At 45.8% G+C, this 22,042-nt stretch carries 18 protein-coding genes; 7 read left to right on the forward strand and 11 right to left on the reverse strand.

What is annotated here, in order from left to right:
- Nucleotides 1-147: 147 nt before the first annotated feature.
- Nucleotides 148-1,191 carry a zinc-dependent alcohol dehydrogenase family protein gene (locus EKM94_RS07765; RefSeq protein WP_125600001.1) on the reverse strand — a complete coding sequence of 348 codons (1,044 nt, stop codon included), beginning with the start codon at nucleotides 1,189-1,191 and terminating at the stop codon, nucleotides 148-150.
- Between the two features lie 451 nt (nucleotides 1,192-1,642).
- On the opposite strand from EKM94_RS07765, the gene EKM94_RS07770 reads away from it, so the two are divergent.
- The 3 genes from EKM94_RS07770 (at nucleotide 1,643) to EKM94_RS07780 (ending at nucleotide 4,560) form a co-directional block, all read left to right on the forward strand.
- Nucleotides 1,643-1,834 carry a hypothetical protein gene (locus EKM94_RS07770; protein ID WP_125600004.1) on the forward strand — a complete coding sequence of 64 codons (192 nt, stop codon included), beginning with the start codon at nucleotides 1,643-1,645 and terminating at the stop codon, nucleotides 1,832-1,834.
- A 723-nt stretch (nucleotides 1,835-2,557) separates the two neighbouring features.
- A complete protein-coding gene (locus EKM94_RS07775) occupies nucleotides 2,558-4,324 on the forward strand; it encodes an oleate hydratase (protein ID WP_125600007.1) in 1,767 nt (588 codons plus the stop codon).
- Nucleotides 4,325-4,368: 44 nt separating this feature from the next.
- A complete protein-coding gene (locus tag EKM94_RS07780; RefSeq protein ID WP_125600010.1) occupies nucleotides 4,369-4,560 on the forward strand; it encodes a hypothetical protein in 192 nt (63 codons plus the stop codon).
- 165 nt (nucleotides 4,561-4,725) lie between these two features.
- On the opposite strand, the gene EKM94_RS07785 is transcribed toward EKM94_RS07780, so the two are convergent.
- From EKM94_RS07785 to EKM94_RS07795, 3 genes are all read right to left on the reverse strand, one after another.
- Nucleotides 4,726-5,298, reverse strand: coding sequence for a TetR/AcrR family transcriptional regulator C-terminal domain-containing protein (locus EKM94_RS07785; protein WP_125600013.1), 573 nt, complete (start codon nucleotides 5,296-5,298; stop codon nucleotides 4,726-4,728).
- Between the two features lie 597 nt (nucleotides 5,299-5,895).
- Nucleotides 5,896-6,081: a hypothetical protein gene (locus EKM94_RS07790; protein ID WP_125600016.1), complete on the reverse strand. Its 186-nt coding sequence runs from the start codon at nucleotides 6,079-6,081 to the stop codon at nucleotides 5,896-5,898.
- A 19-nt stretch (nucleotides 6,082-6,100) separates the two neighbouring features.
- A complete protein-coding gene (locus tag EKM94_RS07795) occupies nucleotides 6,101-6,985 on the reverse strand; it encodes a LysR family transcriptional regulator (RefSeq protein WP_125600019.1) in 885 nt (294 codons plus the stop codon).
- Between the two features lie 131 nt (nucleotides 6,986-7,116).
- Here EKM94_RS07795 and EKM94_RS07800 point away from each other — a divergent pair, with 131 nt between their 5' ends.
- Together EKM94_RS07800 and EKM94_RS12410 are read left to right on the forward strand one after the other, a co-directional pair.
- A complete protein-coding gene (locus EKM94_RS07800) occupies nucleotides 7,117-7,407 on the forward strand; it encodes a hypothetical protein (RefSeq protein WP_125600022.1) in 291 nt (96 codons plus the stop codon).
- Nucleotides 7,408-7,916: 509 nt separating this feature from the next.
- The gene (locus EKM94_RS12410; protein WP_164511158.1) at nucleotides 7,917-8,087 is read left to right on the forward strand and encodes a hypothetical protein; all 171 of its coding nucleotides are present in this window, start codon (nucleotides 7,917-7,919) and stop codon (nucleotides 8,085-8,087) included.
- Nucleotides 8,088-8,211: 124 nt separating this feature from the next.
- Here EKM94_RS12410 and EKM94_RS07805 read toward each other — a convergent pair whose 3' ends face one another.
- Nucleotides 8,212-8,439 carry a hypothetical protein gene (locus EKM94_RS07805; RefSeq protein WP_125600025.1) on the reverse strand — a complete coding sequence of 76 codons (228 nt, stop codon included), beginning with the start codon at nucleotides 8,437-8,439 and terminating at the stop codon, nucleotides 8,212-8,214.
- Between the two features lie 1,286 nt (nucleotides 8,440-9,725).
- Between EKM94_RS07805 and EKM94_RS07815 the strand changes: the two genes are divergently transcribed.
- Nucleotides 9,726-10,490, forward strand: a complete 765-nt coding sequence (locus tag EKM94_RS07815) for a hypothetical protein (RefSeq protein ID WP_225422186.1) — start codon at nucleotides 9,726-9,728, stop codon at nucleotides 10,488-10,490.
- 391 nt (nucleotides 10,491-10,881) lie between these two features.
- On the opposite strand, the gene EKM94_RS07820 is transcribed toward EKM94_RS07815, so the two are convergent.
- The 3 genes from EKM94_RS07820 to EKM94_RS07830 form a co-directional block, all read right to left on the reverse strand.
- Nucleotides 10,882-12,156 carry a tyrosine-type recombinase/integrase gene (locus EKM94_RS07820; protein WP_125600032.1) on the reverse strand — a complete coding sequence of 425 codons (1,275 nt, stop codon included), beginning with the start codon at nucleotides 12,154-12,156 and terminating at the stop codon, nucleotides 10,882-10,884.
- The gene (locus EKM94_RS07825) at nucleotides 12,149-12,355 is read right to left on the reverse strand and encodes a DUF3173 domain-containing protein (RefSeq protein ID WP_003575700.1); all 207 of its coding nucleotides are present in this window, start codon (nucleotides 12,353-12,355) and stop codon (nucleotides 12,149-12,151) included. Before EKM94_RS07825 ends, EKM94_RS07820 begins: the two co-directional genes overlap by 8 nt.
- Before the next feature lie 77 nt (nucleotides 12,356-12,432).
- Nucleotides 12,433-13,713, reverse strand: a complete 1,281-nt coding sequence (locus tag EKM94_RS07830) for a replication initiation factor domain-containing protein (RefSeq protein ID WP_125600035.1) — start codon at nucleotides 13,711-13,713, stop codon at nucleotides 12,433-12,435.
- Between the two features lie 747 nt (nucleotides 13,714-14,460).
- On the opposite strand from EKM94_RS07830, the gene EKM94_RS07835 reads away from it, so the two are divergent.
- Nucleotides 14,461-15,828 (forward strand): IS1380 family transposase, encoded by a 1,368-nt coding sequence (locus tag EKM94_RS07835; protein ID WP_021730603.1) that lies wholly within the window; start codon nucleotides 14,461-14,463, stop codon nucleotides 15,826-15,828.
- Nucleotides 15,829-15,909: 81 nt separating this feature from the next.
- Here EKM94_RS07835 and EKM94_RS07840 read toward each other — a convergent pair whose 3' ends face one another.
- The 3 genes from EKM94_RS07840 to EKM94_RS07850 are packed head-to-tail and all read right to left on the reverse strand — an operon-like array spanning nucleotide 15,910 to nucleotide 22,041.
- Complete coding sequence (locus tag EKM94_RS07840) at nucleotides 15,910-18,831, reverse strand: TrlF family AAA-like ATPase (RefSeq protein WP_125600040.1); 2,922 nt, start codon at nucleotides 18,829-18,831, stop codon at nucleotides 15,910-15,912.
- A 53-nt stretch (nucleotides 18,832-18,884) separates the two neighbouring features.
- Nucleotides 18,885-20,096, reverse strand: a complete 1,212-nt coding sequence (locus EKM94_RS07845; protein ID WP_125600043.1) for a GIY-YIG nuclease family protein — start codon at nucleotides 20,094-20,096, stop codon at nucleotides 18,885-18,887.
- On the reverse strand, nucleotides 20,089-22,041 hold the full coding sequence (locus EKM94_RS07850; RefSeq protein WP_125600046.1) for a DEAD/DEAH box helicase: 1,953 nt from the start codon (nucleotides 22,039-22,041) through the stop codon (nucleotides 20,089-20,091). The genes EKM94_RS07845 and EKM94_RS07850 overlap by 8 nt, the downstream gene beginning before the upstream one ends.
- Nucleotide 22,042 lies beyond the last annotated feature (1 nt).

Below are 22,042 nucleotides of genomic sequence, written 5' to 3' on the forward strand. Positions count from 1 at the left end.
TTTCGCGAGGCAAAGCTGGTCTTTCAGCGGTAATCGGTTTTTGCTAGGCCGCAAGACGGCCATGGATACAAAAAGTCAGCACGCGTTCGACGTGCTGACCGGAAGATAATGTGATTGAGATTGAACCCAGCGAATCTCGCTGGATCGTTACGCTTCGCTAATGACCAACAAGGATTTGATTGCCTGACGTTGATCCATGGCTTGATAGGCAGCTTGGATCTGATCCAAGTCGAAGCGTTGGGTGAAGACTTTGCCGGGCCCGATTTTTCCAGTTAGCACCGCCTCCAGCAAGACGGCTTTGTCATCGCTGGTCACGGAAGCGATCCCGCCGCGCAACCCAACATTACGCCAGAACAAATCATTGGTATTCATCTCGGCTTGCTGGGGAACACCGACACGACCAACAACAGCGCCGGGACGCGCGACCTTGACCGCGGTCGCAACAGACTGTTCGGTCCCCACACATTCCAAAACCGCATCCGCGCCAGCGTTGGCAGTCAGGGCCAGCACCTTAGCAACTGCCGCATCGCCCCGTTCAGGCACAATGTCCGTCGCGCCAAATTCCCGGGCCAATTTTTGACGATCTTCGTGGCGGCTCATGGCGATGATCCGCTTAGCGCCCAACAATTTCGCCGCAATCACACCGGATAACCCTACGGCGCCATCGCCCATCACAACCACCGTATCGCCAGCCTTGACTTCGGCGGAAGTGGCGGCGTGGTAACCCGTAGCCATCACATCAGCCAGGGTCAAAAGCGAATTCAATTGTGCGTCCGTATAATCGGCGGGTTGGCCGGGCACCTTGACCAGCGCCCAATTCGCGTTAGTGAAGCGGAGATATTCGCCTTGATAACCACCATTGCCACCAGCTTCACGGTTCAAACAATCCCCATCAAAACCAGCCAGACAGGCGGCACAATGCCCACACCCATGAGTAAACGGCGCGATCACAAAATCACCAGGCTGAACGTCCTTGACCGCTGACCCGACTGACTCGACGATGCCGATCGCCTCATGACCGATCAACGAATTGGCGGCCCGTTGCGAGATCCCGCGATACCACCACAGATCCGACCCACAAACACAAGCCCGCAAGACGCGGATGATCGCGTCGGTTGGCTTTTCCAATTCGGGTTTGGCCACCTCCGCAACTGCAACTTGACCAGGTTTAACAAAAATTCCTGCTTTCATCTGAGACACTCCTTTTCGATAAATGGACGCCGACCTAACCGCTAAGATGGGTGAGCGCTGATTTTAAATGTGCGCCGCGCAACTGACTTTTCCGCTTAACTACGCCTGATCTTCGGAAGCGAAACCCGCTTCCAAAGGTCAGGCTAGGTTAATGCTCAAAGTCAAACCGTTGCGCTCTGCACTCTGATTTTAAACGTGCTCGCCACCCCAGTGCTTTCCGCTTAACTACGCAATTATTGATTAAACCAACTAATCACGGTTATCCATTGCATGGAGCTTCTCAATTGGACAGATATCGTCAGTCGGCGTGAGCACCTGAATGAATAGGATACCGTAAGCTGCGGGCAACATACGATTGACTAACTTCATGGACAACCCAGACCACATTCACGAAACAAGCTTTGCCTGTGTCGCCAATTTTAAGATAATAACCACTAGCCACGGCAGTTAATTGCGTGGTTCCTCAGCAATTGGCCATAGTTTGCCAGTTAGCGTGAGTGCTCAAACGACTATTAAAACGTTGAGCGGCTGGAGCGGAGAGAATCGGGGTGAGATCGCCGTGAAATTGGTCTTAGTGGCTTTGCCACTTAGACCAAGGCTCAGCTTTGAGATTTTCGGCGTCCTTCCGAAAAGCTCAAAGTGACGCCCACAGCGAGCTCACCCCGATTCTCGCAGTGCAAGCCGTGGGCATTATTGAAACGTGCTCGCCACCCTAGCTTCTTCCGCTTAACTACGCTAGGATTCCGGAAGCGAAACCCGCTTCCATAATCCTAGCTAGGTTAATGCTCAGAAGCTGTGCAGGTCGGCTCGCACTCTGATTTTAAACGTGCTCGCCACCCCAGTGCTTTCCGCTTAGCTACGCAACTGTTCCGGAAGTAAAACCACTTCCAAAACAGTTGCTAGGCTAATGCTCAAGCACTACCCGGGGTGGCTCGCACTCTGATTTTAAACGTGTTCGCCGACCTAGCTTCCTCCGCTTAACTACGCTAGGATTCCGGAAGCGAAACCCGCTTCCATAATCCTAGCTAGGTTAATGCTCAGAAGCTGTGCAGGTCGCCTCACACTCTGATTTTAGTCTACAACGTTGTAGTAGGTAGAAGGCAAGTGTTTTTTCAAATTTTCTTTGTCGATTTACGGGCTTGGCTTAGGGACTCGTTTTCTGATCGGATTCGCTGCTTGAACTGGGCGTTATGGGGTATTTTTTAATTGAGATCTCGTTGTGGTGGCGGTCTTCATTGGTGTGGTGATTAGAGCTGCTGCCCTGCTGATTTTTGGACAAACATGCTGAGTTGTCCATTGTTGCTGCTGGGAAATCGCTCTAGACTAGAGGCAAGTGGTTCGAGGAATCACACTAAGGAGGCAACATATGTACTATTCAAATGGTAATTATGAAGCTTTTGCACGGCCGAGAAAGCCGGAAAATGTCGATCAAAAATCGGCTTATTTAGTTGGATCTGGTCTGGCGTCACTGGCCGCTGCGGTTTTTCTGGTTCGTGATGGTCAAATGGCAGGAAAGAAGATCCACGTTCTAGAAGAGCTCAGCCTACCCGGCGGGAGCATGGATGGTATTCTGAACAGCCGCGGCTACATCATTCGTGGCGGTCGGGAAATGGAACCCCATTTTGAAACTCTGTGGGATCTGTTCCGTTCGATCCCGACCTTGGAGAACCCGAAAGTTTCCGTTCTGGACGAGTTTTATTGGCTCAACAAAGAGGATCCTAGCAAGTCCGCCTGCCGGGTCATTGAAAATCGCGGTCAACGTTTGGCTAGCGATGGTCAGTTGACCTTATCCAAACAAGCCATCAAGGAAATCATCGATTTGGTGATGACGCCGGAAGCTGATCTCCAAGATGTTAAAATCAACGATGTTTTTGGTCCGGAGTTCTTCAAAAGTAACTTCTGGCTGTACTGGTCGACCATGTTCGCCTTCGAACCATGGGCCAGCGCCACGGAAATGCGCCGTTATCTGATGCGTTTCGTTCATCACGTCGCAACGCTACAAGACATGTCTGCCTTGAAGTTCACGAAATATAATCAATATGAATCGCTGGTCAAGCCTATGATCAAGTACCTGCAAGATCGCGGCGTGGACTTCCAATTTGACACCGTGGTCAACAACATTGAATTGAATCACGACCAGCACGGCCTGACTGCCACTCAAATCGACTTGACCGTAGCTGGTAAAGCGACGACGATTCCGTTGACCCCAAACGATCTGGTTTTCGTCACCAACGGTTCGATCACTGAGAGTACCACTTACGGCGACAACGATCATCCGGCGCCAATGGAACACGAAGTCGGCGCCAGCTGGCAATTGTGGGAAAACTTAGCCAAACAAGAACCAGCGTTAGGTCATCCAGAGAAGTTTTATCGGAACATTCCGGCGGCTAACTGGGTCATGTCCGCCACTTGTACCTTCAGCGACGATCGCATCGTTCCTTACATCCAGAAAATCACTGGCAAGGATCCCCACAGTGGCTCGATCGTCACCAGTGATCCCTTGACGATTCGCGATTCTAATTGGCTGTTAGGCATCTCCATCAGCCGCCAACCCCATTTTCAACAACAAAAAGACAACGAATTGATTGTTTGGTTATATGGTCTGTTCTCTGACCAACCTGGTAATTATGTTCATAAGAAAATCACCGAATGTACCGGTCAGGAAATCTGTCAGGAATTTCTGTACCACATCGGCGTACCAACCGATGAGATCGCCGACATCGCCGCCGATGCCAATTCGATTCCCCAACACATGCCTTACATCACCAGCTACTTCATGCCACGGTCCACAGGTGACCGGCCGCTGGTTGTGCCAACTGGGTCAACCAACCTGGCCTTTATTGGTAACTTTGCGGAAACGGAACGCGATACTGTTTTCACGACCGAGTATTCCGTTCGGACCGCGATGGAAGCCGTTTATCAATTATTGAATGTGGATCGGGGCGTGCCCGAAGTCTTCGATTCATCCTTCGACGTGCGAGTCTTGATGCGAGCCGTTTATTATTTGAACGACCACAAATCTCTGCAAGAATTGCCGTTAAATTCAGCGGAACAACTGGGCGTCAGTGCCCTTTTGAAGAAAATCAAGGGCACCTATATTGAACAATTATTGCATGACGCGAAATTGATTTAGACTGATCAACATCTAGCTGTATTGATTTTGAAGGAGGTTTTCTCATGAAACATAAGAATTTGATCCTGGTCCCCATCGTGTTGGCCGCTGGTATTTATGTTGGCCATCGTTTCGGTCACTCCATCGCCGCCGCGATCCATGAACACTGCGGTGATGCCCCGGCAACCGACAATGCGGCGGCCGCTGATCAACCCGTTTATCTTCGCGAAACCTTAACTAATGGTCAAGGTCTCTAAACCGTAATAACCGACAGAATTGGCACCTAAATTAAAAGCAGATCGAGTGAACGACGCACTCGACCTGCTTTTTTGATAGGCAATTTATTGTGCGCGAACCGCAGAAAACACGGATACAGGCAGTGTTCGCACCAGTGCAACCTCCGAGGCAACTACACGGCATTGCTAATGATCCGCCGCCGAATCATTTTCATGAAGCGACTTCTGCACGATCAATTCGATTGTCCCCTGCAACATCAACTTGGCCCGCGCCAACATTTGCGCTTCGGTCTCGCGCAATTGATCATCCAACCACCGCAGCAATTGCGCCGCCAAAGCGCCCGCATAAAAATCGACGATGGCGTCAGCGACGGCGGGCGCCAAGTGATCATCAATATCCTTGACCACCGGCCGCACCACTAAAACCCCAACTGAATAGAGAAAGTTTTCCAAAAAATGCCGACCAACTGAATTCGCTGCCGCTAAGCAAAAGTCGCGGTTATCCTGAACATAAGTCAACATTTGTTGATACTTCTCCTGCCAATTCGCGGCGGACAAATTGGTTTGGATCTGGGTGACGATCTCCTGATCGAAGGTCCACTCCAACAATTGATAAATATCCTCGAAATGATAATAGAACGTATTGCGGTTGACATGCGCTCGCTTGGTCAGCGCGTCGATCGTGATATGCGCCAATGGCTGCTGCGTCATCATGATCTTCAAATTATCGGCCATCACTCGCTTCGTCGTTTTGGTCATCGTTGACCTCCATTCTCAGCTCACAGCAAAAAAATCGATAAATTAACTATAGCACTTACCGGCTAATTTAGGCTGAAATTCAGCTAGACTTGAAATGAGGTTGTTGCGATAACTGCTTGCGATGTGGTACCGCCGTGGCGTTGGTGGTTGGCAGATGTGGTGGGGCTCCAGGTCGGGCTGGGGGTGGTGGAAACGTGTTCCACGCAATTGCTTTCTGCGCCGATACGCAATTTCACTGGATTGATTGCATCAATCCAGCAAAATCGCTAGTCGTACTCAAAAGCAACCCATTGCGTTCCACACTCTGTTTCGAACGCTGCGGGCACGACTTGAAGCTTTTCGAAAAACCACCGAAAATCTTCAAGCTCGGCCTTATTCTAGGCGGCAGAGCCGCCAAGAATAATATCGCGGCTGACTCACCCCCAGTCCGACCTTCCGCCGGACGGATAAACTGCCCACCAACGCCAAAGAACCTGTTTATTTATTTCTTGACCACATCTGTCATAACTACCCCCTTGGGCCAGATTCTGATCAATCGCGTCGACTATCTTGTGGGTCAAGGTTCTTCAAGTTAGGCCAGCTCAGCCACCGTTAAATTCAGGACAAAAGCACCGACCGCGTCATCAAGATACTTAGCTTTGCTTTTAGTCCCCACAATAATGGGCGCCATGACTCCTTGCCCCCACTGCCACGCAATGCGATTTGAGCCAGCGTCACTTGCTGTTTCTCCGCTAATTCATGGACCTGTTCCGTAATTTCCAACTCATCGGCCTTAGTAGCCAACCATTTGTTAATTCCGTTGTTAGTTTGAAACCTTTGTTGCCTGACCATATTCACGCAACCGCTCCAAAAACACTTCAGTGGCTTTGGGATGGGGTCGTCTTGCTCGCCATGCTACGATTGAATCCAAAGACAGTTTGGGCTTTAACGAAACAAACCGCATGCCGGAGAACTCTTGAGGCAATTTCAAGCACACGATTACGCCGTCAGTTTGTCGCGCTAGCGTGATTGCACTTGACAATAGGTTGTATCTCGCCCAACTAGCCATTTGCGCTGCGTACTGACCCGACCAACTGGCCAATTCACGTTGAACAACTTCATCCAGAATCGTGATCACTGGCGTACCAATCAAATCTCCAGGAACAATCTCCGAATACGTTGCGAAAGGGGAGGTTTCCGCAACTAAAACACCCCATTCTTCAACTTGGCTCATTCGCACAAATTCATAGTTTTTAACATCCATGGGTTCCAACATCAGTGCTAAATCAATTGATCCACGCTCCAGCCAAAATTGTAATTCTTGGTTATTACCACTGTGGAGCGCGAAATGAACTGGGGGATGCATGAGGTGGAATTCGGCAATTAATTGTGACAGTTCCGTTAAGCTTTGTAGTTCACTCACCCCAACAGCAATTTCCCCAGCCAGAATACCACTCTGTGTGAGCTCCTCCTTGGCTCGTCTTTCTATACTGATAAGATCGCGGGCCCGTTGTTGAAATAAAATAACCGCATCTGTTAGTTTGATCCGATGATGGGCTCTTAGAAATAATTGCACGCCCAGCTCATCTTCAAGCCCTTTTAACTGGCGAGATAAAGTCGGTTGCGTGATATGCAATAAGCTTGCCGCCTTGGTAATATTTGCCTCACTCGCAGCTAACAAAAAATAGTTTAATACACGTGTATCCACTCTTCAGAATCCATCTAGTCGCCTCAGTGGTATAATTGGCTTATTAAATCAACATCTCGTGATTCTTATCTGTTAAGAATTACAAAATTACCGCTAATCGCAAATTCAAATCAAGCTCAGGAGGTTGCCCGATGAACGATGAAAATGATTTTTTAATGCGTCAAATCAAGAGCTTCGCCGAAGGACTGGGCTACATGCTAGCCAAGAAAAAAGGCGCCGGAGCCGACGATGTCACGATCGTCTTTCCCGACGCCGAAACTAGTCTTGTTTCCTATCAACAAGCTCTCCTCCAAGAAATCAAAACAAACAATTTTGACGCTGCTTACCAACTTCTGGAATCTTGGCGCGCTAATCGCATCAGTCAGCGCCAGTATTTACGGCTGGCTAGTTGGCTACAGGAGCGGCGCTTTGATGGAGAATGACAGCAATCAAGCATGAGGTTTTTAATGAACGAAGAATTGGTCTTGGGTACATCCAAAACTTCAAACTGGTTTTCTCACAATAAACAGACTGCAAAAATTCACGCTCAACAGATTGCCGAGCTGTCCATAGTTCCGTCCTTGAATATTTAGCAAAAAGAAGCGCCGATCGGTTCCATTGTGCGAACTCTTTCGGAGCAATATTTCAAAAATTTTTGGTAATTTAGTAGTCTAATAACAGCCAAAGCAAACTTTGATTAGCTACCCACCTGGTACAACTATTTTCCCAGCCGAGCTTGTATAGACAACTCAAAAACCGTTATGATAATGATAACAATGATGGTATTAATTCGAACGCAGAGCTTCAGAAGAATGATGACATCGATCCAGGCCATAACTGGGGCGGGTGCTACTATCATGCCGAGGATTTTCCACGTAGCCTTCGCTTCGATCGCACTTAACAACGCCACTTTGACAGCAACATATTTTGACGCAAACGAGGAGATCAGCCCATGGACAAAGAACAACTACTCATCAAAATCGCTAAAAGTAGCTTGATGGTTCTTTTATTTTATCTTGTTCTAAACTATCATTTCGCAGGGTATGTTCAGCTCCTAATGTGGGTATCCATGGTGGCCCTTATTTGGACGCCGAATAGCTTCGCAAACCGTCAAAGAAAATAAGAAATGCCAAAAACCTTGTCAGCCGGTAATCTGACAAGGTTTTTTGATGGGGACATATTCAGATATGGCAAGTCTGCTGGTTTTTCTTCCGTGAGCGGCTATTGGCAACCGGCCGAAGTGAGCGTCAAGCCGCGCCCACTTCTGGGAATTGGCTCCGAATGCTCGTCGCCAATACGCGCTTGAGCTCATCAGCCTCGTCGGCACCATGATAACGCAACAAGGTCCCGATCCCCGCAAACACAAAACGGAGTCGCAAGCGAACGGATGGCGTATCGGGCAATTGTTTGGTGGCCAGGACCGCTTCAGTCAAGGCATCGCTGAACGCCTTCATCCCGCCTTGATAAGAAAACATTTGTCAACTCGTATATCGTAACTTGATTCGGTTCACTTACTTTTAAAGCCGATAGTCGAAACTCCGATTTTCTCACGCAAGTGTTTCTGTAAATCTACATCTTTCGAAATTCGTCCCAAAGCAAATTTCGAATATCCGGATTGCAACCACATATTCGCAAGACCGTCCACAACTTGACCTTTAAGCGTACACAGTACACGTAAACCTTCAAAATCATGCTCATCAAGCACCTGGTTCAGATGCATTTGACATGTTTCGACAATTATTTTCGGCTGAATCGCACCTGAAATGTTATCAACTCTACTAATAATATCCGCTGTTGTCTTTACTTCTTTGGAATCTATAAACTGCGAACGTAGCGCCGAGTCAACAATGTTCTTTATATATGATTAATGAAAAACATAATAACTAAAAATAACCAACCGATCAAAGAAATTACTCAACAGGATATTCACAAGTTAAAAAACTGCTTAGAGCAACTAGCTTCGTGGCAAGAGCCGCTTAAACAAATGCATAATTTCTTTGATAATCGAGCAATTCCTTCGAATAAGAAAAAAATCATAAGAGAGTTTCACGCACAAGCTAGAATTTTCAAGATGTTCTATATGAACTTCATATTGAGTACAGATGCTTTAGAAGAGAAAGTTACAGATTTAGAAGGAAAAGAAAAAAATGAAAACGTGAAGAATCCATTATGGAAGTAATATTTTACAGGAAGATAGCTATCCCATAATTATGAATATTTAACTATCTACAGCTTATTTCAGATAAATAATGAGGTGATTCTTTTGCTTAAAACCAAACAACATAAATCCTTTTTTTATTAGTGAGAACAAAGCCTTTGAAATAGATAATATTTTTTAGGTAGGCTACTATTTCTTATAATTGACTAATTATTCAAAACTATAAAGTGTGGTAAAATTATATGAATTATTATTAAAAGGGAGCTTTTGAATGAGTACAAGAGAGCAAGCCATTTTATATTGGATTCTAATTTCACTTTTCCTTATTATCATATTCGGAAGAAAAAATAATTTGTTGAATTCTTTAAAGGACAGCATTAAATCCATGATAGAATTTTTATTAAACCCTATTATTATAGTGATGATAGTAATCAATTTAATCTATTTAATTATAATCTATTATTTTGTATATATGGATAATTTGCAAATTTCATTATGGTACATAAAAGACTACTTAATTGTTTCATTTTTTTCAGTATTTCCAATTGTTGGGTATTTAAAAAAACAGAATTTTAGCGAATTAATTCTTGAAAAAAAACCGAATTGTTTAGTTTTGTGGCTATTCCGCTTTTCATAAATTCAACCTATACTTTGCCTGTTATCTGGGAAATGGTATTGATATTTATTATAACGATTCTTTCTGTATTTATAGCAGTTGCAAATCAAAAAGAAGACACAAAAATTGTTGCTAAGTTTTTTAACTTCTTTTTGATAAGTATAGGCTTGTTTATGCTAGTTACTGCGATAAATCAATTTTTGAAAAATATTAATGATATTTTTTCATTAGATTTTTGGCTGTCATTTGGAATAGAACCTCTGGTTTGGGTATTAAATGTTCCTGTACTCTATTTAGCGAGAGAAATGATTTTTATTGAAAAGAAAGTAATATTTAGTCAATATAAAAATAGAGTATATTATTATGTAAAATACTCTGCGAAATTATTAGTAAGAAAATTAAAATTTAGAAGGTATGAACACCTTGATTCTGATGTATCAAACTATATTCAAGAAGCAAGAGAACTTTCCGCCATTGGAGGGAATAGGATATATATTAAGTTGAATAAAAAAGATATATCAAATGAAATTTTAATAGCTATCGCTAGTGATGCAATTTTAGGGAGGAATAAGTTTACTAACATAAATAATCAAAGAGAGAAATATCCTAATGTAGTTGAAATGATAAACGTAGATAATGAATTGTGTGTATTCTGGCAAGATAATTTTGTATCTACTGATTATAGAGATACTAGAATAGACAAAATGAAAACCATTGAATTGATAGAAGAAATTAAATTAGTTCAAAAATAAAGTTCTATTGGTTGCAAAATGTTGAGGGCAGCCACCAGATGTTACCACCTTCTGCCAAGCATGTTACCATTCATAAATCAAGCAACCTCCGATATACTTTGGATACGCGTATAGAAAGCGCGTACATCAAATATATTGGAGGTTTTTCTTATGGCTATTCAGTATCGTAGGATTCTGGAGCTTTCACCAGATCATAGCCAACGGAGCATTGCCGCAAGCACTGGCCACTCTCGCCGGAAAGTCAAAGAGGTCATCGAGCGTGCTTTCGCTGATCACTTAACAACTGCCTTTGGATACTATTGAAAATATTCGGCTCAATTTGTTGTGCTGACACAATCATTCCCATTCAAGCGTATCTTCAGCGGCGCTAACCTGCGTCATCACTGGCTTCCTATGCCTCAACTGTCGTTTTGGCGGGGAGTTTGGCGGGGGTTAATTTATCGTACTTCACCGCCTGATTACCCACGAACCGCACCTGATTCTGACCCGCTGTCTTGATCGTAATATTACCCGCAATCTGTTCGGCGATGTCGGCATCCAGCCCGCCCCACAAGTGCGAGTAGTGCTTCAGCGTAATCTCAGGTGACGAATGCCCTAAGCGCTTAGACAACACCAGCACTGAGACATTGAACTCATTGATGAGATACGACGCGTGACTGTGGCGCAGCCCTTTGCTTTCGACTGGATGCACCTTCGCTAACTTGGCGTAGCGGTGGATAATTCGCGAGATCGTGGACTTGGTCATCGGCAAGCCGTCGTAGGTCATGATGAAGTCATCAATCCCGCCCAAACCGAAACTCGTCTGCACCTCGCGCCAGCGCCGCAGAATCCCCACGGTGTCATCGTCGAGCGTCAAGATGCGCTTGCCGCTGTCTGTCTTCGTGTAGTCGTGGCGCTCCCAGTCATGCCGGTTCTTCATCACCAGCATGTGGTCAACGTGCAGCTGCTTCTTAGAGAGGTCAACATCCCGCCACCACAGCGCCGTGCCTTCGTTGACCCGCACGCCAGTCAGGAAGTACAGCCACAACATCACAAAGTTAAGGTGCCCGTAGATATCATCAATGCAGATTTGCGCGATAACTTGTTCAAACTCAGCTTTCGTCCAAAATGGTACGCTGCTTTTGGCCTTGGGGATCGCCTTAACGCGCTTCGACACATTGCTGGACAGATACTGCATCTGCACCGCGTGGTCAAGGGACTTGCGGAAACCGCCGAACACCAATCCAGCATAGCCTTGCGAGTAGCCCGCACCGCCGTCTTTCTCATCTGTGAGCAACCACGTGCGGAAGTTCTGCACGTCGGTGATATCGATGTCACGCAGCAGCAAGTCGCCAAACCGCGCGATACAGATATCAAAGCTGCGATTACGGACAGCGAAGGTGCTTTCCTCCACGTCGGTTTTGTACGCTGGGATATACGAGTCTTTCATGAATTGGCGGTAAGTCATGCGGAAGTTCGTAAACCCATGCGCCTCATGATATTCACGCTTCACCCGCGTCAGCTCCTTGTTCGCGGCAAACGCGGTACTGAATGGCATTCCTTGACTGTCCTTCCGCCCTTTCTTGCGGACGCGCTTGCCACTCATCTTGTCGGTGCCTAACTCGGTTTCATAGTAGAAGTTACCTTTGGCGTCTATGAATACGCCTGGATATTTGGTTTTACTCATTCTCAACAGCTCCATTCATCGGTGATCCGAGAATGGACTCAACGACAGAACGCGGCACGCGCCCTAAGTTTCGGTTGAGATACAAGGGATACCCTTTTTGTACCATCCTTTGCTTCGCTTGTCTAATGATATCGCGCGCGGTGTGCTGCTTAAACCCTAATGCCATCAGATCTTGGTAGCAGACAAAACTCTTATCCAATTACGTCACTTCCTTCTCATTGATTGGAGTGAGATAATCAAACCAGATAGGACCCAAATCTTATCTGTGAAGGGTGACTACTTGCTTTGGTCGGCATAGTCGCTCTTTTTTGATGTCTCACTTGGTTCTGCATCCGTCAAAACGCCATTACGGTGGTGCTGATAGTGATGAATCAAATCCCAGTGCCGTTGGGTTAACTTGCCGCCATCAATGATTGCCTTCAGTTCAGCGGTGCCGTTGTACTGATCAATCAGCTGCAACATCTTCAGCGACGGCGCGACCTGTTTCTTCAGCCAGCGGGTAATGTGTGCATAACTCAATGGTTCAGGATTGGTAGAAAGTCGCAGCTTATCGCGATTATTGCCAATGAAAGCATCCCAACGCGGATCTGTCGCCCACTGACTCTTCGCTTTATGACTTGGCGTCAAGAAACGCAGGTAACGGTTGATGATGCCGAACACCACTTTCTCCGGATCACGCTCCGCCAACAGATTCTTAATTGCAGCAGCGGCGCGTTTGCGACGTAACCGGACTTCAAAGCGTGTCCGTATCGGCTGATCTTCAATCGCAATCTCAGGGTGCTTCTGGTGTTGCTCAAAGGCCTTGTCATAAATACAGAAGTAAACTTCACTTTGCGGCGATCCCAGATACAAAGTTCTTCCCGATACCTCCCACTGCTTGGTGCGATTATCTCGGAAGCCGTGAAAACGCGAGGTGAATTCATCGCGGTCACACTTCTCAATCAAGGTCGGCACATCGAGCAAACCATTACGATCATTGATGGCGAGGTCAACACGGGTGAAATGACCATCAAGGGCAATGCAGGTCTCTAAGAAGTCGTACCAGGTGCGATCCTGCTGGCGCAAGTACGATTCAACGTAGCGGCAGCCTTGACCTTTCAACTCAATCATCGTGCCACTATCCTCACTAGGATCATAACCGTCTGCATTTACATCTTGATATGGCGACAGCAACACGTCGATTTCGCCACATTTGAAGGTCGCACTGTAACCATAGCGCGCGCCTTCCTTAAGACTGAAGTGATTGAGGTTGAACTGGAACAACTCCGCCACCAGCTCTTCATAGTCGTGTGACTTGAAGGTGACGCCCAAATAATCAATACAGACGTCAATATTGTTCTGACCGGTCAGCGATCGCAGTGCCAACGTCAATCGCAATCGCGCTTGCTTGTTAATCGGACTCTTCCCTGTCAGCAACTGGTTCAAATGCGACCGACTATAATCAGCCGTCTTCGCTAATTGACCCTGAGTAATCTTGTGCATGCGCATCTCATCATGAAACTGGTTTAGCCAGTCGATATTCGTCATCCCGCCGACTAAGTTCAAATCTTTCAGCATGTTAGCTCCTTTCGAAGCAACCTGACAGCAAAGCCACCTATCTGCCCACGCAAAGTGGCTTGCCACCGGCGCTTTCGTCCTACTTACGTGTATTTTGTCTCTAATATTTGCCCCCCTATTAGAGACCGGGGGCTTGTGGCGGCCGGCTAACGCCGACCGCCGCCGCTCACGCTAGCGGCTTTCGCGCTGCACGCCGCGCGCGGCGGCGTTGCGTTGCGAGACCCTTCCGGAAGGTCTGTGAGAACTTTCGCTCTCACCATATACAGACGGTTTGTAGGACGCGTTTTGAAACTGAAAGTTGAACTGTAACAGGATTTTAATGTTACTGGCTAACGGACTTGACGATACAGCTGGCGATACTGGCTCCAAGAAAAGAAATATTGATTCAATTTCTAAGCTCTTCTGCAAATTAAAATACCCATATCATCGACGGTATGGGCCGAGATATGGGCTTTGAAGTTGCTGAATAGAATTGATGGTGATGACGAAATCGGAAATGGGTGTCGCGACAGAACTTCTAAAGAGATTTTCCAATAATTCTTGGCTGCTCACCTGGCTACATTAATCATCCCTTCTTCTTACTCGAACAACGAGTAACGTCGGTCACGTAGATCAAATGCCGGCTTAGTCCCTTCAAGGACATCAACAATTTGCGTATTAATCCTGGATTATTCATAGAATTTCAAAAAAGCAGCGCAATCCCATGATTCACACGGGACTGCGCTGCTTTGGTGTTTCACCCATTGGGTGCGCCTATATGCTAAGGTTGAGTCAACGAAAACCATCACGAAAGCGAGGCTTCACACCATCTCAACTTTAACCAGCTTATCCCTGCAATGCAATACCAATGTGACTGTGACCGCCGACGGCGGTCAACTTTCAAATGACGCCGGGCTCGTTTTGTTCCAAGAGTTTCTTCATCGTATCAACTTTAGGCAACTTGCCAATCAGTGCCTCAAGTTACCAGACCAACGACGATTCTGGAAGGCCTCGATGATCGACATCTTCTTGGAAAAATTGTTGCTCGACGTTGCCGGGTATTTACATGACAGTAGTGCCAATGACTGGCAACGTGATCCCGTACTGGCGGCCACCTTGGGTAGCTCTCGGCTAGTCTCACAGCCCTCACTTTCACGGTTTTTCAAGCGCCTTGAAGACGCCGACCTAGATGACTTTCGGAAGCTTATCTGGCAAGTAGCCGCCTTGGCTTTCCGTCTTAGTGGTCAATCCCGCTTCGTGCTGGATATAGACTCAACGCATTGTGATACTTTCGGTAATCAAGAACGGTCCGCCTTCAACGCTCACTATATGGCCTATGGATATCACCCTCAGGTTGTATTTGATCAAGAGTCCGGGTTGCTCTTAGACGCCTTGATGCGCCCTGGCAATGAGTACACCGGCAAGGAAGCCGATAAGTTCGTCGAGACAACTTTTTCGCGCCTATCGGCGCTCCCTCAAAGCACCAGCGTCATCATTCGAGGCGATTCGGGGTTTGCTGCGCCAAAATTTTACGAGATGTGCGACACACATGGCGTCGACTTTTTGGTTCGACTCAAGGCAAATTCAAAGCTTGGGAAGCTGGCAGAAACGGCCTTAGTGGATTGTCCTCCAAAATATGAAGAGAGCAAATGCGTCTACCACGAATTCAAGTATCAGGCCGCGTCATGGGGTAAAGCTCGTCGTGTTATCGTATGTTCTACTCATACGGCAGATGAGCTAGTTCCCTGGAACCACGCATTCGTAGTGACCAGCCTGGCCTCCGAGGCTCCAGAGACTTTGTTCAAGACCTATAGACAGCGGGGCAATGCTGAGAACCAAATTAAGGAGCTGAAATGCGGGTTTGGCTTTGACAAAACAGACAGCTCAACTTTTGCACGGAACACTGCACGAGCCTTGATCACCGGTATTGCCTATAACCTGGTTCAGCTCTTTAAACAGCTCTTTGTCTCGGAAGACCGTCGTTCAACGATCTCCTCGCTACGGTTCAGTCTCTTTCACATCGCCGGTAGGATTACTTGGCACGCCCGTCGTGTGGTGATTCATCTTGCTTCTAACTATGTTTACAAGAACTGGTTTAGTCGGCTCATGGACGAAGTCCATCAGTTGGCGACCTGAACTGAATAACTGAATAGGTCGTGCGTCAAGCCGAAAACTGGGTCGGTCTGTTCGTGGTGCATCGATCACCAACTTCTCCGCTCAGTCAGTATTCGCAACGCTCCAAACGTTGCTTTCAGACCGGCCAGATGCGATTTCATGTCCCAAATACCGAGGTGAATAATCCAGGTTAATATCTTTATCCTCAAGAGCTCCGCTGATAAATCCAAACGTATTTGTGTTTTTGTCCATGGTGGCAACAATCACTTGATCGGCATCCGCCGCAATGGCAATGTTTGGATTATGCGTAACAACAATTATTTGTCGTTGCGTTTTCGCATATCGTAAATACGGTACCAAATGCTTAAATATGGATTGATTATCTAAGTTATCCTCTGGCTGGTCAATCACAAGCGGATATTCACGCCGCGATAGCCCCAGATAGAAAATAAGAAGCACTAGTCCTTTCTCCCCAGCAGACAGCGCCTGTAATGGACGCTTGTTGTACATGAGCCGTAGTTCCGCGTCTAAAAATTCGAGACCAAACAAATAATCGTACGTAGTGGCCCGATCTCGAAAGATTCCTTCTAAGCCATCAAAGTCTGGTCGACTAGTTTTTGGGTCGTTCTGATAAAGAACTGCTTCAATGAAATCAATCACTTGATTCGAGATGGAAACGTCAGTTTTATCCAACTCTGAATTAATAAAATCTGCGGCTTCACTAGATCCTCGGAGTTTTCCAGCTTTTCTGCCGTCAACATTACTGAGTATGGTCTGGACAAATCCTGATACTGGCTGAATGGATCCAACAAATTCAACACCACTATCTCGCTCTGTGTTAATACCGTTTTGTTGATCCACATTGTTCAGCACATCAATGTACTGCTTAGCGTCAAGATACAGTCCGTCTAATTGCCTCCCTTTTTCTTTAATCAGATTCAGAATCTGCTCAACAAGAGAACGACGTTTCTTATACAGATCAGCAATTTGATTGGGAATCTTTTCAGTGCAATTCTGAATTTCCTCTAGAACCGATTTTTCAGAATCAGTATCTAACCCTTCATCTCCTATTTTTAGAAGAGATAGTTTTGAGTTCCAAGCTTCTAAAGCATCATGGTATTGTGCCTGTTGCTTACCCTGGATACTCATCTTACTATCCCGTCGATCGATTTCTTTATTAGATGTTTCGATTTCCTTTGCTGTCTCATCAATCGCTTTTTGGAGTTGGCTCTTTTTGTTTTCAGCGGCAGCCTGATTCTTTGAGAGACTCGATTGACGGTTTGACGAGATATTGGCCGTAATTTGCATAGTCTCAGTAAGTTCTGTAATTTCAGTCAAATTTGGTAAAAGTGTACTATACTTTTCCACAAATTCTTTGACGGCTTTGTTATATTCATTAATCGTGTTAACTACTTTGTCAGCGTTATTTTGCAATTCATTCAAATCTAATATGAATTGTGAAATATTTCCTTGTTCCTTTTCCTCAGTCTCCTTTAACCTCTTGTTAGTCTTCATCTTATCCACTAAGCTTTGCCTTTTCTCGCTTTCATCCGATTCTGGATTTTCAATTAGCGGCTTCTTCGGTGGATTTGATTCCATACTCTTAATTTGGGCTTGAATAGTACGAAGTTTCTCTTGTCTCTCCTCAAGGTAACTGACTTTTAATTTTGATTCGAATTGCAGAATGTCTATATTCACTTTGTGCAATCTAGTTCGGGCATCCTGAATGCTAGTTGTGTACTTTTGCTCTAGTTTTTCAATCAGAGCTGCCCAAGAACGCTGTCCCAGACGTTTACTTTTCGGAAGCGCCTCAAACACAATCTTCTGGATTTCTTTAGACAGTTCTTCGTCGCTAACGGATGAGGCTATTTTTTCGATATAACTCTGTGGTAAGAATTCAACTTTCCCGTTCGTACTCGACGGCTTCTGATCTAACTTTAACCAATCGTCTTCGGTCCCATCGCACCATCGAAGGCGGGAGCTAAACCTTGAACCATACCTTGATTTGTCGTTAAATCGATGCTTTGACAAGAACGAAGCATCGTTCAAATTACGTGATCTACCATCAAGCCCGAGTACATCAGCAAGCGCACTTTTACCAGCTCCTTTGTTTCCAATGATTGTAACTAGACCTGGGTTTAACGGTAACTGCAATGAATTTCCGTACCAATCTGATTTTCCATCGTCACTCCGTACATCAATTTCGGAGATGGTCGAATTTTTCCTCAACCCTTGGTCCTGCAGTTCCTTCGGAATAACCTTAAACGAGATTCGACCAGCTGGTTGAGAAAATGCTTCTCTAAGTCCATCAAAAGTCAGTTCCGCTTTAATCCATGTCACCGCTTCAGCTTGATATGCTTTTGGCGAATGAATATCACTGTTTACTGTGACTGGTAGTCCGTCCAAATCTCCCGTGCATATGTATGCCACCAAGGCTTCCGCAGACTGCTCCGAATTAGTGTCTAGAAAGTCAACCTGCGACCTGAAGTCATGTCTCAGTAAAGTCTTAAAATCTCGATTGGGATCATCCTTAGAACCGCTTAATCCAGTCGCCTTTCCCAAGCCATTACTCTTCTTCCCATCATGCACCGATATTAGCCCATGCTGTTCGTCACGTACAAATTTAACAATATCTGGCAATGAAACATATGCGGTCTGTGGATTATCTATCAAATTATGGCGACGAGCAAAGGCTCGAAAATCTTCTGCAAGCGCATGCATATCCGACATTTCAGAAAATATCCCAATTACATGCAAATTCGAGCTAGCCGTGTCGGTCCTCAGTTCCACACCCGGAAACACCGTAATGTTTAAATTCCGGTCTGAAATAATCTTCCGGATGTTTGCAATCCGCTCTTCGTCGATTACTCCATGATCCGTTATTGCTGCTGCAGAGATTCCATGCTTTACCCAAGCTGAGACCAATTTAATGTCATGATCCGATGCATTATACTTAGAATCATATGAACTTGCAGTATGCACATGTAAATCCCACTTATGCCAGATTGATCCAATCGCTGACATACAACTACCCCTTTTCATCATTCCATAAACATAAATTACTTACCGCTAGCTATTTAATCTTGCTCAGCTTTCAATCGAATCATGATCGACTGTACGGCTGCTTGAATGGTTGCAATATCAACTATGAACCACTCACGCGGTTTAATAATTCGCCCGTTAGCTGCGGTAATATCTACATCTAATTGATATTCTGCTAATGCATGGTGCAGCGCAGTTTCCAGTGCTTCAGCTTTCAAGTTCACCACTTTAATTTCGCCGACCAGTCGTACTGGACCATATAGATATGTTGACTCATTCTCAGCATTGGCAATTCTTGCCTGCACTAATCCAGTAGTGAAGCCAACCTTGTACAGTGGATGCTCAGCTTGTATTCGCTTAATCTGAGGGTTGTTGCTCAAAGATTCCAGTATATATATGAACCCCGTCACGTGGTCATCACTGGTCAGTTCAATCCCGTGCTCAACTTCCGTAACAATCCTACCTTGACGCCCATACAGAGATGAAGCAAGCCCATTTCGCGTCGGGTTGTTTTCAGTCCCGTTATCGTAGATTACATGCATCCTTGCGTCGGTTTTCCGGTTGCTATTGTCATTAAGCTCAACTTCTTCGCCAATCTCATCAATATACAGTAACTGTCCCTTAAGAACGTAGAAGTGCTTGCTCAGCAACTCGTAATTCTTGAACGGGCGAAGCTGCCGCTGACCAGAAGCAAGTTCAGCCTGAACCTTGTGGAACATCGCCTCATACTGACTGAATTCCTTCATCGGTTTACGCTGAGAGATCACTTCCGGACGATTTTCTTGCTCACGCTGAATTTCGTTGAGCTTCTTGGTATCGAACAACTTACTACCGGCAGCCTGCTGATCACTTTTCTTAAACAGAATGGAATCATCGCTAAGAATATCGTCCAACGATGAGAAATCCCGCTTTTCGTTTTTCACAACTTCATTCAACGCCGGACCGTCTTCATGAACAGTCAGCAACCCTGCGGTATCATACGGCATTAACAGATTCCGACGTTCTGGATCTTCACGGATACCTTTTAATCGACTTGCCAACTTGCGCTGTTTCATCTGTGATGGATCTCGCAGCTTCTGTGGCTCGTTACCATCATGAGCAATCACCCAGTCAGTAATCTCTTGAAATCCTTCTACCGTGGGGTCATAGCTTACGGGAGTATGTTTGGGTTTGCTAGCGAGCAAAGACGTTGCGTCCGGATCATTAAAAATGTCATCCAGCGACCGAATCAAGCTTTGATTATCCATTCTGCTGCCTCCGTGCCTGCATATCCCTTAATTTAGCAAGCGCATACGCCATCTTTACCTCAAGCTCGTCGCGACTTCCTTTATCTGGTTCCCGACCGTTATCAGCGATGAATTGCTTGGTCTGATTGTACAAGTAGACGAGTTCAGCTTCATCAAAGTCAAACTTCTTAGCGTCAATAGAACGCTGAATTGTTCGCAAAACGTCACTGTCAATATTCTGGGACAGCACTTCATATGCCCGCTGGAACGGATTGATGGAATCAATCAAGTTGATATCCAACTCGTCGACGTTGATGAACTTATCAGCCATTCGTAAGAACTCGTTGGTGTTGCCGTGCTTGTCTGTAGTTTGATCAACGACAGCATGCCGCAGCACAGTGTCTGCTACCGCGTACTGACGGACTTCTTCGACTTCCTCATTATTTAGCCCTGGGTAGCGGGTCATAATGACTTTAGGAATCAGTACCTTGTTCATTGTCTCAGCGTCTACATTAGCCGCAATACCATTCTTCACCGCGTTATCTTGCAGGATAGCCGCCTTCAGGTCAGGCATGTCATTCTCAATGATGCTCCGAACCGCCTTAGTCGACGGGTCTTTCAATCCGCGGACAAAGATGTCACCACCATTACCTGAAGACTTGTCTGTCTTATGCTTGCGTGCTTTCAGGTGAATCTCCGGAGCCAGTACTTGCTCCATCAATAGTGAGGCAGTAATCGCCTTAAGAATCGAGTTCACCGCATATTGAACGTCACCGTCTTTGGCATCCGGCTGTTCAATCATATTCGTAAACTGAGCATGCGTCTTATTGGAGCTATCACGCGTAACTCGGCCAATGATCTGCACAATTTCCGTTAGCGAACGTCGATAGCCAATAGTCAACGCCTGTTCAGCCCACGGCCAGTCAAAGCCTTCTTTGGCCATCCCTAGCGCAATCAGAATATCCAGCTGATCAGCCTGCTTCATCTTACGTAAGTATTCTTGAACCTTATCGCGGCCCTCTTCATTGACTAGGTCAGCAACCTTCAATAACCGTCCATCCACATGACTCTTAAGCGTGTAGATACCCGTCTCATCATCTTGCGATTCAATCGTGCCAATGGTATCAAATATCGCATCAACCTCATTGTATTTGTCCTTGGTTGATTCACTGGAATTAACACTAGGAATATGAATAATGGTCTTCTTAGACACATCTACCGCCTTGTCCAAAGCCGTGAGATATGAGCCCTGATAGAACTTGTAATCAATGCCAAACGACTTCAGATACTTGTAGCCGTCCAGTTGTTCGTAATAGGTATAATTGACCTTGTCAAACTGTTGCTCATCTTCCGGCGTTAAGATTGGCGATGAATCGCCACGGAAATAAGACCCCGTCATTGCTAGTATATGTGCCGTTGAGTTGTGCATAATGTTCTTCAGCGCACCACCAAGGACAGAGCTGTCTTCAGAAGAAACGTGGTGAAATTCATCAATCGCCAACATTACGTTGTCTAACTTGTGATCATCATCGACTTTCTCATACGCAAAACGCAGCGTGGCGTGTGTACAAATGAGAATGGTAGCCGTATCGTCATTCATGAAATCAATGAATTTCTGAACTTTGCCCGCATCCCCACCATTTAGAGTAAGATCATACTGCGAATCTACTGACCAATCTTCATAGAAACCAAACTTAGCTAACTCGGTGTGTTGGAAAGACTTCCCAATCGAGCGTTCGGGAACGGCAACAATAACCTTTCGGACACCTTGATTAGCCAACTTATCAAGCGCAACAAACATCAGAGCCCGTGACTTACCAGAAGCTGGTGGCGCCTTGACCAAAATGTACTGTGAACTACGATGTTGATAGACACGTGCCTGCATCTCACGCATGCCCAACTCGTCTGTATTCGTACTTTTTCCAGTTTGATGATAATTTACATCAACTACATTTTTATTTTCCATT

The sequence above is a fragment of the Lapidilactobacillus achengensis genome (assembly GCF_003946655.1).
Classification (GTDB): domain Bacteria; phylum Bacillota; class Bacilli; order Lactobacillales; family Lactobacillaceae; genus Lapidilactobacillus; species Lapidilactobacillus achengensis.

Bases quoted from the DNA above. Each gene is read 5' to 3' on its own strand.
- EKM94_RS07765 (WP_125600001.1), bottom strand. From the start codon at position 1,191: ATGAAAGCAGGAATTTTTGTTAAACCTGGTCAAGTTGCAGTTGCGGAG.
- EKM94_RS07775 (WP_125600007.1), top strand. From the start codon at position 2,558: ATGTACTATTCAAATGGTAATTATGAAGCTTTTGCACGGCCGAGAAAG.
- EKM94_RS07780 (WP_125600010.1), top strand. From the start codon at position 4,369: ATGAAACATAAGAATTTGATCCTGGTCCCCATCGTGTTGGCCGCTGGT.
- EKM94_RS07785 (WP_125600013.1), bottom strand. From the start codon at position 5,298: ATGACCAAAACGACGAAGCGAGTGATGGCCGATAATTTGAAGATCATG.
- EKM94_RS07800 (WP_125600022.1), top strand. From the start codon at position 7,117: ATGAACGATGAAAATGATTTTTTAATGCGTCAAATCAAGAGCTTCGCC.
- EKM94_RS12410 (WP_164511158.1), top strand. From the start codon at position 7,917: ATGGACAAAGAACAACTACTCATCAAAATCGCTAAAAGTAGCTTGATG.
- EKM94_RS07805 (WP_125600025.1), bottom strand. From the start codon at position 8,439: ATGTTTTCTTATCAAGGCGGGATGAAGGCGTTCAGCGATGCCTTGACT.
- EKM94_RS07820 (WP_125600032.1), bottom strand. From the start codon at position 12,156: ATGAGTAAAACCAAATATCCAGGCGTATTCATAGACGCCAAAGGTAAC.
- EKM94_RS07830 (WP_125600035.1), bottom strand. From the start codon at position 13,713: ATGCTGAAAGATTTGAACTTAGTCGGCGGGATGACGAATATCGACTGG.
- EKM94_RS07840 (WP_125600040.1), bottom strand. From the start codon at position 18,831: ATGTCAGCGATTGGATCAATCTGGCATAAGTGGGATTTACATGTGCAT.
- EKM94_RS07845 (WP_125600043.1), bottom strand. From the start codon at position 20,096: ATGGATAATCAAAGCTTGATTCGGTCGCTGGATGACATTTTTAATGAT.
- EKM94_RS07850 (WP_125600046.1), bottom strand. From the start codon at position 22,041: ATGGAAAATAAAAATGTAGTTGATGTAAATTATCATCAAACTGGAAAA.